This window comes from Absiella sp. AM29-15, from assembly GCF_003434225.1.
In the GTDB taxonomy this organism is placed as follows: Bacteria; Bacillota_I; Bacilli_A; order Erysipelotrichales; family Erysipelotrichaceae; genus Hoskinsella; species Hoskinsella hominis.
Genome location: NZ_QVFL01000019.1, coordinates 26853 through 41247 on the forward strand (window position 1 = coordinate 26853; position 14395 = coordinate 41247).

Annotated in this window: 9 protein-coding genes and 2 tRNA genes; 7 read left to right on the forward strand and 4 right to left on the reverse strand. The window is 35.0% G+C overall.

Annotation, left to right across the window (positions count from 1 at the left end):
- Nucleotides 1-978, forward strand: a complete 978-nt coding sequence (locus tag DW761_RS17005) for a carbohydrate kinase family protein (RefSeq protein ID WP_199485653.1) — start codon at nucleotides 1-3, stop codon at nucleotides 976-978.
- Nucleotides 979-1014: 36 nt separating this feature from the next.
- On the opposite strand, the gene DW761_RS17010 is transcribed toward DW761_RS17005, so the two are convergent.
- A complete protein-coding gene (locus DW761_RS17010; RefSeq protein ID WP_117518860.1) occupies nucleotides 1015-1584 on the reverse strand; it encodes a DUF6434 domain-containing protein in 570 nt (189 codons plus the stop codon).
- A 563-nt stretch (nucleotides 1585-2147) separates the two neighbouring features.
- On the opposite strand from DW761_RS17010, the gene DW761_RS17015 reads away from it, so the two are divergent.
- A complete protein-coding gene (locus DW761_RS17015; RefSeq protein ID WP_199485654.1) occupies nucleotides 2148-7988 on the forward strand; it encodes an endo-alpha-N-acetylgalactosaminidase family protein in 5841 nt (1946 codons plus the stop codon).
- A 116-nt stretch (nucleotides 7989-8104) separates the two neighbouring features.
- On the opposite strand, the gene DW761_RS17020 is transcribed toward DW761_RS17015, so the two are convergent.
- Nucleotides 8105-8192 (reverse strand) — tRNA-Leu (locus tag DW761_RS17020).
- A 7-nt stretch (nucleotides 8193-8199) separates the two neighbouring features.
- Nucleotides 8200-8273: transfer RNA gene (locus DW761_RS17025), tRNA-Cys, on the reverse strand.
- A gap of 261 nt (nucleotides 8274-8534) precedes the next feature.
- Here DW761_RS17025 and DW761_RS17030 point away from each other — a divergent pair.
- Nucleotides 8535-9593, forward strand: coding sequence for a pyridoxal-phosphate-dependent aminotransferase family protein (locus DW761_RS17030; protein WP_117518861.1), 1059 nt, complete (start codon nucleotides 8535-8537; stop codon nucleotides 9591-9593).
- On the forward strand, nucleotides 9590-10303 hold the full coding sequence (locus tag DW761_RS17035; RefSeq protein WP_117453875.1) for an NTP transferase domain-containing protein: 714 nt from the start codon (nucleotides 9590-9592) through the stop codon (nucleotides 10301-10303). The genes DW761_RS17030 and DW761_RS17035 overlap by 4 nt, the downstream gene beginning before the upstream one ends.
- Here DW761_RS17035 and DW761_RS17040 read toward each other — a convergent pair.
- Nucleotides 10292-10834, reverse strand: coding sequence for a hypothetical protein (locus DW761_RS17040; RefSeq protein ID WP_117518862.1), 543 nt, complete (start codon nucleotides 10832-10834; stop codon nucleotides 10292-10294). The genes DW761_RS17035 and DW761_RS17040 overlap by 12 nt on opposite strands.
- Nucleotides 10835-11023: 189 nt before the next feature.
- Between DW761_RS17040 and DW761_RS17045 the strand changes: the two genes are divergently transcribed.
- From DW761_RS17045 to DW761_RS17055, 3 genes are read left to right on the forward strand one after another with little or no spacing between them, the layout of a single operon-like run.
- Entirely contained in the window at nucleotides 11024-12001 is a 978-nt protein-coding gene (locus DW761_RS17045; RefSeq protein ID WP_117518863.1) for an extracellular solute-binding protein, read from the forward strand.
- Entirely contained in the window at nucleotides 11989-12774 is a 786-nt protein-coding gene (locus DW761_RS17050) for an ABC transporter ATP-binding protein (RefSeq protein WP_117518864.1), read from the forward strand. Before DW761_RS17045 ends, DW761_RS17050 begins: the two co-directional genes overlap by 13 nt.
- The gene (locus DW761_RS17055) at nucleotides 12764-14347 is read left to right on the forward strand and encodes an ABC transporter permease subunit (RefSeq protein WP_117518865.1); all 1584 of its coding nucleotides are present in this window, start codon (nucleotides 12764-12766) and stop codon (nucleotides 14345-14347) included. Before DW761_RS17050 ends, DW761_RS17055 begins: the two co-directional genes overlap by 11 nt.
- Nucleotides 14348-14395 lie beyond the last annotated feature (48 nt).

Below are 14395 nucleotides of genomic sequence, written 5' to 3' on the forward strand. Positions count from 1 at the left end.
ATGAAAAAGTTATGTGCAATCGGAGAAGCATTGATTGATTTTATTCCTGAAAAAAAAGGCCAGCGTTTAAAAGACGTCGTACGTTTTAAAAGGGTAGCTGGTGGTGCACCGGCAAATGTAGCCGCAAGTGTCGCCAGACTTGGTGGAAAAGCAAAATTTATAACACAGCTTGGTAATGATGCCTTTGGTGATCATATTATGGAGGTATTTCAGAATGTTGGATTAGATACAAGTGATATCATGCATACAAATGATGCGGATACAGCACTTGCCTTTGTATCGCTTGCATCTGATGGTAATCGTGATTTCTTATTCTATCGTAGAGATTGTGCAGATAAGAACTTAAAGCCGGAAGATGTGAAAGAAGATGCATTAAAAGATTGTGGAATCTTGCATTTCTGTAGTGTGGATCTTGTGGAAAGCCCAATGAAGGAAAGTCATAAAAAATTAATCAATATGGCATTATCCCAGAATGTACTGGTAAGCTTTGATCCAAATGTTCGTTTGAATCTTTGGGACAGTGAAGAAAACTGTAGAAACGCTATATTAGAATTTCTGCCATATGCGGATATCATCAAGATATCTGATGAGGAATTAGAATTTATCAGTGGCTATACCAACATAGAAGATGCTTTGGATTTCTTCTTTAAGGATCGTTGTCAGTACTTAATTTATACAATGGGAAAAGATGGTGCCGCAATGTATCGTAAAGATGGATCTAAGGTAATGGCTGGTGGATATAAGGTCAATGTATTTGATACAACAGGGGCCGGAGATTCCTTTATTGGGGCATTCTTATATCAACTGTTAGCCAATGACTGTATGGATTTAACAAAAGTATCTGCCAATCAGTTAGAAAGTTTCTTAATGTTTGCGAATCTCTACGCTGCACATACCACAACGAAAGAAGGCGCAATTGATGCCATGGCAACCATGGAAGAATTAACAGCCTTCAAGAATGAAGTTATCAATCAATAATATTCAATGAAAAAACTGCATGTAAAGTGCAGTTTTTTAATCATTTAAAGCCTTTAAATCATCAGCTTCATAGCGGTGATGTCCAGGTAATGATTTCTTATAGTTCCAACATGTGATAGCATCTTTTAATGTTTTATCATTTTGATTCGCAAAGAAATCGCGGATATAGGTGTTATATTCAAATTGGGAATCAATCTTGCTTTTATGATGTTTCTTATCATAGAGAATCGCATCATAAGCAAGAATAGCTTCTTGATACGTTTTACCGGCATTTATTTTTAACCATTTTTGAAAAGGTACATAGAAAGAAAATGAGGGAATATATCGTTTAAAAAATGTTCTGTGTTTCTGTGAACAAACAAAATCTGTTTCAATTAGGGTATCCAAGGAGATGGGGTCATTTGATGTTTTCCTTTTTTTCTCACTTTGTGAAGATAGATTTTTTCCAGTATGAAGATAGTATACAATGCGATTTGTTAGTTCTGTTTTATTTCCTGATATGGATAGCTTTTGACTACGACAAAAAGCAACCAGCTCATCTTTTAGGTAATAATAGTTTAAAAATACAGTGCTATCCATATCTTTTGTTAGTTTTGGACGTTTCATAGGTAAGTTATCCTTTCTTTTGACTTTACGATATCATAGTTTTACTGACACCCTGTGTCATATTTATCAAAAAAAATAAAAAAGTCCTTTAAATGGTTTTATAAATATTGTGAATATTTTATAGTATCTTGTATTATTAATATATTTTATATATTACTGTTTTTTAGATATCTAAAGTAAAATTATTTATATCTTGCGATGATGATATATCATCGTTTTTTTATGTGTTTGCTTCACTATGATAATGAATTGGTTAAGTCTATATTAAAGGCTTATATGCTAATTATCATCGAAGAAAAGAAAGTAAAATAAAATATCACATATATTGCGGTTTTAGTGAAATGTTTATTTATTTTTTATATATCTTGCTATGTGTATGACGCAACTTTTATAACAATATGTATAAAAACGAAAGCAATAATCAATATGTACAGATTAAGCGCTTTCAATGTATCATGGTTGGCGTACGAAACGTATGCATGAGAAACATGAAAATTATGAACGTAGTGAACTTATGATATCCATGTTTTTCATAAGTTAAGAAACAAGGAGGATATTTCGTAGTGAAAAAAGGAATGAAAGTGATTGTTTCGCTGGGTGTTACCATGACATCTGTTGTGCCAAATTCATTGGTCAACATTATGGCAGAAGGTTTACAGGAAACAAAAGCGCAGGGAAATCTGACTGCGGAGGAAAAAGACGGGATTTACGCAAATTGGAAAATTGATGAGGCGACTCAAAAAGGTGGAGAAACATGTGAAATAAATGATGGTTGGCTGCACATGGTTTCATCTGAAAAGAATGGAAACGATGCAGGCAATAAAAATGGTTATCCAGCTGTATTTGTAAATGGGGAAACTTTTGATTTTTCAAAACCAGGCTATTTTAGCACAAAGTTAAAAGCTGGCAGTGATGCAGGAAGTACTCGTTTTGGTTTTTATCTTGGATACAAAGATCCAGGCAATGGCTTATTCTTAGGGTATGATGCTGGTGGATGGTTCTGGCAAAAATATAAAGATGGCGATGGCGCCTGGTATACAGGTGGACGTGTTGCTGCACCTAATAAAGGTGAAGAAGTTACTGTGAAAATGGAATGGACAGCTGATAAAAAAGTGAATTTAATTGTAAATAACAATGAAGTATTTCCTGAAGCAGTAGATTATTCTGACATGGACTTGTCAGGGAAAATTGGAATCAAAGCTGGTTCTTTTGGCAATGACGTAAGTGATATCTATATGCAGAATATGGAATATACTGGACAAAGTGTAGTGATTAATACTTATGCGATTTCAGGAAAAGTTGTAGATGAAGATAATCAGCCAATTGAAAATGCAAGTGTTACAATTGGTAAAGAAAAACAAACAACCAACGAAAATGGTGAATTTGTATTTGAAGATAAATTTATCAATGGAAAATATGATGTGGTTGTCACTAAAGAAGATTATCAGAAAGAAATCAGAACAATTGAAATCAAAGATGAAAATTATACATTCAGCGCCCCTATTCAGGTCGCAAAAGAAGTAGCCGCTAAAACATTCCAGTTAGAAACTGGAGATATGGCTGTAGAATTGTATGAAAACTTCCCAGCTGTTCGTAAATATACCATGACTTCAGGATCCATGAAGGATAAAGTGATGTATGGACAGACACAAAGAATCAATACTGTTACAATCAATGGTGTGGATGTGGCATTATCAGATAAAGATGTTACGCTGGTAAAAGGTGATGTTTCCGCTACATATACAATGAATGTAAAAAATGAAGAAAAACATATCGATGCAGTTGTGAGCGCAAAAATACGTGTAGAAGCTAATAAATTATTCTTTGAAATCACAGATATTCAAAACAATTTAAGTGAAGCAGATTATCCTATACAAACAATCGCAATTCCAAATCACAGCTTAGTATCTATGCGCAGCAATCAGGAGGGCGCAAACTTTACTGGCGCAGTTATGTCTAGTAATACTAATAAAACGGGAGATGAAAACTTTAATATCACAAGTGATATGGAGGATATCAAAAATCGTGATTATATGTATGCATTCATATCAAATAATGAATTAAGTGCTGGCATGTGGAGTAATTCAGAACATGAAGGCCGTGCTGTGGCAGCACCAGTATATGGTGGCAGTCAGAATACAAGAATCTTAGCAACAACAAGTGATGAAGGCACATATAAATCATTGGGACTAGCTAGTGCACCTTGGTATTATCATCGTGTTGTATCTGATTCTAAAGGAAACAATTATCAGGTAAATGAAACAGAAATGCCAAAGATGGCAATTACCATTACTGGTGATTCAAATAATGATCAAAAAGTAAACTGGCAGGATGGTGCCATTGCATTCAGAGAAATCATGAATAATCCATACAAGAGTGAAGAAGTACCAGAACTTGTGGCATGGCGTATTGCGATGAACTTTGGTGGACAGGCACAAAACCCATTCCTTACAACATTGGATAATGTAAAACGTGTTGCTTTACATACTGATGGATTAGGACAGTCTGTCTTATTAAAAGGTTATGGTAATGAAGGACATGATTCTGGACATCCTGATTATGGCGATATTGGAAAACGTATAGGTGGTGCTCAAGATATGAACACCCTGATGGAAAAAGGAAAAGCATATGGTGCACGTTTTGGTGTTCATGTGAATGCTTCAGAAATGTATCCGGAAGCAAAAGCCTTTAATGAAAATCTAGTAAGAAGAAAGAGCGATGGCAGTTTAAGATATGGCTGGAACTGGTTAGATCAGGGTATCGGTATTGATGGTATTTACGATTTAGCAAGTGGTTCAAGAGAAAAACGTTTTGCGGATCTTAAATCAAAAGTCGGCGATAACATGGACTTTATCTATCTGGATGTATGGGGAAACCTGACATCAGGTGATGTTGAAGATTCATGGGAAACACGTAAGATGTCAAAAATGATCAATGATAATGGATGGCGTATGACAACTGAATGGGGATCAGGAAATGAATATGATTCTACATTCCAGCACTGGGCTGCCGATTTAACATATGGTGATTCTACATCAAAAGGTGAAAACTCTCAGGTAATGCGTTTCTTAAGAAACCATCAAAAGGATAGCTGGGTTGGCGATTTCCCAAGTTATGGCGGTGCCGCAAATGCTCCACTTCTTGGTGGCTACAATATGAAAGATTTTGAAGGATGGCAGGGAAGAAATGATTATGATGCATATATCAAAAATCTATATACCCATGATTTATCCACAAAATTTATCCAGCACTTTAAAGTATCCAGCTGGGTGAATAATCCATTAGATCATACATCCGTACAAGATCAGAATATCAATAATGGGAATGAACAAATCACCTTACAGGATGATAAAGGAAATACACTTGTATTAGCTAGAAAATCAAATGATCAAAGCAGTGCAGATTATCGTTATCGTACTATGACATTCAATGGTAAAGTTGTAGCACAGGGAAGTGTAACACCAGGTGATGGTAGAAATCAGAATAGTGGAAATGAAAGCTATTTATTACCATGGCTATGGGATGCACAAAGCGGTGAATTTGTGGAAAGCAATAATGAAAAACTATATCACTGGAATACCAAAGGCGGTACAACAAGCTGGGAATTACCAGAAAACTGGAAATCTTTAAGCAATGTAACAGTTTATAAATTAACTGATCAAGGTAAACAGGAAGAAAAACAAGTTGATGTCATTGATGGCAAAATTACACTTGAAGCCCAAGCACAGACACCTTATGTTGTATGTAAAGGTGAAGAAAGCCAAATCAATGTGAAGTGGAGTGAAGGCATGCATATCGTAGATGCTAGCTTCAATGGTGGCTTAGAAAGTTTGAAAGAAAACTGGAAGATTGCAGGTGATGGAGAAGCAACAATCGCAAAAAGCCAGCACAGCAATCCAATGCTAAAGCTATCTGGTGAAGTTTCTACTACACAGACATTAACAGATTTAGAACCTGGCAAAGATTACGCATTATATGTTGGTGTAGATAATCGTAGCGCAGGAAAAGCAAGTGCAACGATTACCGCAAACGGCAAAGTACTAACCAGCAACTATACAGAAGAAAGTATTGCGAAAAACTATGTAAAAGCATATACGCATAATACGAATTCTTCAACTGTTGATGGAAACAGCTATTTCCAGAACATGTATGTATTCTTTACAGCACCAAAAGATGGCAGTAAGGTAGAATTGACACTTCAACATGCAGGCAGTGAAGGCGATACATATTTTGATGATATTCGTGTCGTAGAAAATTCTTCAAAGAATATTAAAGTAGATGAAAATGGAAAACTTGTATCCTTTACAAATGATTTTGAAAACAACGCACAGGGTATTTATCCATTTGTAATTGGCGGTAGTGAAAATGTAGAGGACAATCATATTCACTTATCTGAAAAAAATGCACCATATACACAAGCTGGCTGGGATGTAAAGAAGATTGATGATGTATTAGATGGCAACTGGTCTGTAAAAATCAATGGGTTATCTGAATATAATACTTTGATTTATCAGACAATTCCACAAAACGTACGTTTTGAACCAGGTGTTACCTATAAGATTAGCTTTGATTATCAGGCAGGTAGTGATGGTACATATGCTGTCGCAATCGGTCATGGAGAATTTGGCACTGGAAATATTGATTTACAGCCATTAAAGAAAGCATTAGGAACAACTTCTACTTATGAATTTGAATTAACAGGAGCATTAGATGGAACTTCATGGTTTGGTATCTATTCTACTGATAAAGCAGCAGATACACAAAATGTAAGCTCTAGTGCAGAAGAGAATTTCGGTGGATATAAAGACTTTATTCTGGATAATCTGAGCGTAGAAAAAGTAAAAGAAACGTTTACCAAAGAAGAAGCACAAAATAAGCTTGATGAAGTTGAACATAAATATCAACAAAAAGATTTCAGCAATGAAGCATGGAAGATTTATCAAACAACATTAACACAGGCAAAAGTACTGTTAAATAAAGACGTTGTGACAGAAGAAGATTATGCGAAAGCATATATGATGCTTCGTGCATTAGACAATTATATGCAAAGTGCACCTGGAAATGAATTCACAGATGCTTATGATATTGACACAAATGCATATGAGGTGAGTGTTGGTAGTGAACAGCCAGATCAAGGCAGTGAAGGACCAAAAGAATACGCAAGTGATAATGATCCAAGTACTTACTGGCATACCAATTGGGGTGAAACAAATCTGGATAATGCATGGATGCAGTTTGACTTTAAAGAACCAACAACAATTGATGGATTACGCTATATGGCAAGACCTGGTGGAACTGGCAACGGCGCAATCAAAGACTTTAAATTAATCATTACACAAGAAGATGGCACAAAGAATGTTGTGGAAAAATCTGGTGTATTTGAAACAAAAGAAGGATGGCAGAAGTTCTCATTTGATGCAATCAAAAATGTAACCAGTGTACGTTTGAAGGTAGAATCATCTGGTGGAGGTCAACCAAATCAATTTGCTTCTGCGGCAGAACTTTGTTTAACAACACCAAGAGAAATCGCACCTGAAGAAGTAACTGTAATCAAGGCTTCACTTGAAAAAGAAGTTACAATCGCAAAAGATTTAAATAAAGATATTTATACATCTGAAAGCTATGCAAATGTGATGAAGAAACTTGAAAAAGCAAATGCAGTATTAGATGATAAAGATGCTACACAATATGATGTAGATTTAGCACTTGCAAATTTACAGGATGCAATAGCTTCCTTAACATTAAAAGCTGAAAATAAAACAGCATTACATTTAGCAATCCTGGACGCAAAAGTATTAGACACTTCTATTTATACAAAAGAAAGTGTAGAAACATTTGAAAAAGCACTTGCTGCAGCACAAGCTGTATTAAACAATGAAGATGCTACCCAGGTTGAAGTAGATGAAGCATTAAAAACATTACAAGATGCAATGAATAAGTTATCCATGAAAGAAGAAGTTTCTGTTGATAAAGATGCCCTTATTGAAAAATTAAATGAAGCAATCGCCAAAGATAAGAATGCATATACAGCAGAAAGCTGGAAGGCTCTGGCAAATGCCATTGAAAACGCACAGACGATTATGGATCAAAAAGATGCAACACAAAAAGAAATTGATGAAGCATATACAAAACTTGATCAGGCAATTCGTCAACTTGTGACAGTAAATAAAAAACCAGATAATAATGGTCAGAATGGATCTAATGGACAAAATGGTGCAAATGGACAGAATGGACAAAACGGCACAAATGGTCAAAACGGTACAAATGGTACTTCTGGAAACAAAACAGAAAATGTAGAAACAGGAGATCATACTCAAGCTGGTATGTTGTTTACACTTGCAATATTATCAGGTGGTGCTATCGTTATCATGGTGAATAGAAAAAGAAAAGCAGAAAAGAAATAATATTAGAAAGATGAATCGATAAAGTAAAAGGCATTCCTTATGTATTGGGAATGCCTTTGTTTGGGTTCAAGAGAACATACAAAAAAAGTCTTTTTTCAAAGACTTTCATTTGTCAATGGTGGGGACGGTGGGACTTGAACCCACACGGGATTAACTCCCAACGGATTTTAAGTCCGTTGCGTCTGCCTATTTCGCCACGACCCCACATTTTTGGAGGTTCCGATCGGACTTGAACCGATGATCACAGAGTTGCAGTCTATTGCCTTACCACTTGGCTACGGAACCATATAGAGTACTAATTCCAACATCACCAGCAAGTGTCCTCACTAACTTGTTGCTCTGATATTATATTACATTTTGAAAAAAATGCAAGCTATTTTTTAAATTTTTTTTATTTTTTTTGCAAAAATTTTTTTGATGTGTGTATATATCGTTCAAAAATTATTTTTAATTTTATAATAATGAACATTAAATTATAAAAATAATAGTTGAATTGTATCAAAAACAGGTATATAATGACTAAAAATGAACAAAAAGGAGATTATTATGAAACTTTTTACGGTTGGACCAGTTCAAATGTTTGATGAAACCTTAGATATTGCATCAAAACAATTGCCATATTTTAGAGATCAAGAATTTTCAGATATGATGTTACAAATGGAAAAAGAGTTAAAAATGCTTTTGCATCTGAAACAGGGAAAGGTTGTCTTTTTGACAGGCAGTGGCAGTGCTGCAATGGAAAGTGTAGTGGCATGCTGCTTTCAATCACATCATAAAGTATTGATCATCAATGGAGGCTCCTTTGGGGATCGCTTTGTGAAGCTTTGTGCGTGTTATCATATTCCATATGATGAAATCAAAGTACCATTTCCTCAAGCGTTTTCTGAAGATATGTTGAAAAACATAGATGGTACACAATATGATGCTCTGCTTGTGAATATACATGAAACCAGTACAGGGCAGTTATATCCTATAGATGTCTTAAGTGCTTTTGCGAAGAAACATGGGCTATACTTCATCGTAGATGCGATATCTTCCTTCTTAAGTGATCCTTTTGATATGGAGTGTTATGGTATTGACTGTGCCATACTATCTTCACAAAAAGCTCTGGCATGTAGCCCTGGAATTTCTATGCTTGCATTCACAGATACATTTTATGAAAAAATGATAGAACCCAAAGATGATACATGTATGTATCTTAGTATCAAAACACATGTGGAAAATATGAAACGCGGGCAGACACCCAATACACCTGCGGTTGGCATATTATTGGAACTGGCTCAACGGATTCATCAAATAAATATATGTGGTGTGGATCAAGTGATATTGGAAACAAAGAAAAAAGCAATGTATTTTCGAGAACAAGTCCAAGCACTTCCTGTGAATATTCCTAAATATCCACTCAGTCATACCTTGACGCCTATCATATTGCCAGATCATAATGCGGAAGAAGTTTATCAATATCTAAAAGATAAGGCAAATATCTATGTAACGCCAAATGGTGGAGAATTAAAACATAAAATGCTTCGTATCGGGCATTTAGGAAATCTTTGTTTAGAAGATTATGATATCTTACTACGATATCTAAAGGAGGCACTTGCATGAAGGCAATCTTAATGGCAGCGGGTATGGGCACCAGAATATCCACAAAAACCAATGAACCAAAGAGTTTACTGAATATTGGAAATGGTCCACTGATCAAACATACCGTAGAATTACTGTTGAAAAATCATATAGATGTTGTCATTTGTCTTGGATTTAAAGGATATCTCATCAAAGAAGCTTTAAAGGATTATCCAGTTACTTTTTATGAAAATCCATTTTATAAAGTCACAAACAGTATTGCGTCTTTATGGTTTGCACGAGAAGAACTTTTGAAGGGAGAAGATCTCATTCTTGCCAATGCGGATGTGTTCTGGCAACAGGATATTCTGGATATACTCATTCAGGAAACAAGAGATGTGGTTTTATTGGCAGACAGCTCTAGAAAGTTAAGCGGTGATTATTTCTTTCGATGTGAAAATGAATGTCTACAGGCATATGGAAAAGAATTACACGAGGATGAGCGAGATAGTGAATATGTTGGATTAGCAAAGGTTAGAAAAGAACTGCTGCCAGTGGTGAATGAGCGTTTAAAAAAGCTGGTACATGATGGGGATTACCAGCTTTGGTGGGAAAATACATTATATTCTATGATTTGCGAACGTGATATTTATGTTCAGGATATCGCAGGTCATTATTGGAGCGAAATTGATGTTTTACAAGATTATGAAAGTATTTTGTCATATGTAAAGAAACATCCTTTAGATATCTAAGGTCAAAGGAATACTAATACCATCAACTTGCATATAAGGAAGATAAATATAATCAATCGTTACTTTATGCGAGAACATTTTATAAAATTCATAATCATCTGAAAAAGAGAGATCACTATCGATATAACGCTGATAATTCAGGATATCAGATATGGTGATTTCTTTTTTTGCGTCCATAAAATAAGCAGTAATGCCATCCATGATGGATAAGTTATAATCTTTCTTCTTGATATGAAAGTCTTGATCGATCGCATCCATATCAATAGAAACGTATTTTGAGGTAGACAGGTGGAAAGTTTCTTCTATTAATTTACGAGCAGAGGCAACATCACTTTGTTTCAAGGATGTATTCAAATAAAGGTTGGAAGGAAGAATAAAAACATTCAGGTGGTTAGAATTAGCCTTTTCAATCAAGTATATATAAGGAAGATCCTTACTAGTGATATAAATCAAATCTTTTTTCATACGGGCATGAACGGGTGTCAGAAATAACATCAGACAACATAAAATAATCATACAATATTTTTTCATATGCTTCTCCTTTTCTTAATCGCTTTTAGTATAACGCGTGTTCATGTTCTTATACAAAAATATAAAACTTGTTCATATTTTGGATATATATTTCAAAAATGTAAGTAAAAAAATCAAATTAGTGGTTTTATTTGTTCACAAGTAATGCTATAATGGAAAACAAGTGAACAAGATTGTGAGGGTGAGTCTATGAAGAAAATCGTCATAGGACTGATAGTTGCGGCAATAGCATTACTTGTTGGGATACGCTCAGAGGGAAATGCCATCATTATATATTCTTCTATGGAACAGTTTCGTGGAGAAGAATTACAGAAGCAATTGAATGAAAAATTTCCGGATTTGCATGTCATGGTTATGTATGTGCCTACAGCAAAATCTGCCGCAAAGATATCTGTGGAGAAAGATCAAAGTGATGCGGATATCATTGTTGGATTAGAAAGCAGCTATATGGAAAAAATCAAAGATCAGCTGGCAGATATCAAAGGCAGAAGCACGTTAGATTATTTAGATGGATTGCGTCCAGAAGATCATGGAAATAAATACGTTACATGGGAACGTCAGGCGGGAGCGTTTATCATCAATACAGATGTTATGAAAAAACATAATCTGCCGATTCCACATACGTATCAGGATTTATTGAAACAGGAATATTATAATCTGATCGCTATGCCAGATCCAAAATCTAGTGGTACCGGATACTTCTTCTATAAGAGTCTGGTGAATACCATGGGAGAAGAAAAAGCATTGGATTATATTGATCAGCTGGAATATTATGTAAAACAATTCACAGAATCTGGCAGTGGACCAATTAAACTATTGATTCAGGGAGAAGTCGGTATTGGTTTGGGACTGACATTTCAGGCTGTGAAACAAATCAATGAAGGCTCTCCATTTGAAATCATCTATCCACCAGAAGGTTCTCCTTATTCTCTGACCGGAACTGCTTTAATGAAACATAGTGCAGATAAGGAGGATGTAAACAAAGTATTTGATTTTATCATCAATGATTTCCTGGTATATGATAAAGAACATTTCTCACCAGAAATTATATTGAAAAATCAAAAGATCACGATACCAAATTATCCTGATGAAATTCCATATGCGGATATGCATGGAATCGAAGATATCAATGAAAAAGAAAGGTTGCTGGACTTGTGGAAGTATTAAATAAATCAAAATTGATTGTAAAAGATCTATATAAAAAATTCGACAACAAAGATATATTAAAAACGATTTCCTTTGATGTAAAAGAAGGAGAGTTTCTAAGTGTGCTGGGTCCAAGTGGTTGTGGAAAAACAACCTTACTGCGTATTCTGATTGGACTTGAAACACAGACAAGTGGAACGATTTTAATGGATGGGGAAGATATTTCACATTTAAAACCAGATGAACGAGGGATGGGAATCATCTTTCAAAACTATGCATTATTCCCGAATATGACAGTACTTGAAAATGTAGAATATGCTTTAAAACTACATGAACAGACGAAAAAAGAAAGTAGAAAGATTGCACTATCTACATTAGAAGCCATTGGTATGCATGATCAGATCAATAAGCGTCCTAATCAGTTATCTGGTGGACAACAACAGCGTGTAGCCATCGCAAGAACATTGGCATTGAATCCTAAAATCGTGTTATTAGATGAACCAATTTCTGCATTAGATGTTAGTATGCGTGAAGTTATGAAAAAAGAATTAAAAGAAATTCAGAAAAAATTTAATTCTACCATGATTTTTATTACCCATGAACAAGAAGAAGCATTTTATTTATCTGATCGTATTATGGTTATGAGTGAAGGAAATATTGAACAGATTGATACCCCAAGAAATATATATGAACATCCAGCAAATCAGTATATTAAAGATTTTGTGATTGCGCATTTAGACAGCAAGCTGGCAAGTCTTTGTGTATGCACAGGGAAGAAAGTCTATGAAGAATAGAGGATTTCGTGGAGCTAAGCTGCTGATTGCGGTATTTCTGATCGTATCTGTGCTTTGTCCGCTTGTGGCATTGCTCATCAACATTGATGTTGCGGATATCAGTAAAATTATCGCATCACCACAGTTTGTGCCAATGCTGATAAATTCATTTGTATGTACAAGTATCGCCACCATATTATCAGTATCTTTAGCGCTCATGCTGGCATGGTTTATGAATCGTACCAAGATTCGCTATCGTTCTGTATTTACGTTGGCATTTACATTGCCAATGCTGATTCCAAGTATTTCTCATGGTATGGGATTGGTACTATTATTTGGAGATAATGGTATTTTGACCAATTTATTTCATGTGAATATGTATTTATATGGATATAACGGAATCATTCTGGGAAGTATCCTGTATTCATTCCCGGCAGCATTCCTAATGTTGACAGATATCTTTGCTTATGAAGATTACACAACATATGAAGTAGCCACGGTTTTGGGATTATCCAAACGTCAACAGTTTATGACCATTACGCTGCCTAATATCAAGGGACCATTGATTTCTGTAATCTTTGCGACCTTTACAATGATTTTTACAGACTATGGCGTTCCTTTGGTTGTTGGTGGAAAATCTATGACTTTACCTGTATATATGTATCGTGAAGTTATTGGTCTGTTAGATTTCAGTAAAGGTGCAATCATTGGTATCATCTTATTGATTCCTGCATTTATCGCATTCATCATGGATATGAAAAATGAAAACAAAGGCAATTCATCTACTGTCACAAAAGCCTTTGTGATTCAGGAAAACAAAAGACGTGATCGCATTGCATATATCGTATGTATTGCCGTTGTGATTATGATTTCTTTACCTATATTGACTTTTGCGTTTTTATCATTTGTGAAGCATTATCCAAGTGATATGAGTTTCTCATTAGATAATATCAAGCAGGCATTTGATTTAGGTGTGCGGATGTATCTGTTAAACTCTTTGGCGATTGCCTTATTTACAAGTCTGATTGGTATCTGTGTTACTTATTTTACAGCGTTTATCACAGCTCGCAGTAAAAACAGTTTTTCTACCATGGCATTACATTTGATATCTATGGTATCTTTAGCAATACCAGGTGTTGTACTTGGTTTAAGTTATGTCTTGTTTTTCAAAGGAAGCATCCTATATGGTGGCATTGCAATCTTGGTATTGGTCAATATGACGCACTTCTTTGCTTCACCATACTTGATGGCATATAATTCTTTACAGCAGTTTAATTCAAATCTTGAAGATGTTTCCATTACTTTAGGAATATCTAAACTAAATATGTTAAAGGATGTATATATCCCTTGTACGAAAGCAACCATTGTGGAAATGTTCTCTTATATGTTTGTGAACAGTATGGTAACAATATCCGCAGTCAGCTTCTTATCTAACTTCAAAACCATGCCATTATCCTTATTGATTCCACAATTTGACTCTCAATCATTGATTGAAGCAACTGCTTTTATCTCTATTGCGATATTGGCTGTTAATATCTTATTAAAACTTGGTATCTATTTAGTAAAACGATATGTACTGCCAAAAGAAATGTAATTTCATCTAGTGTCTGTCCTAGTATTAAGGATGGACACTTTTTTATAT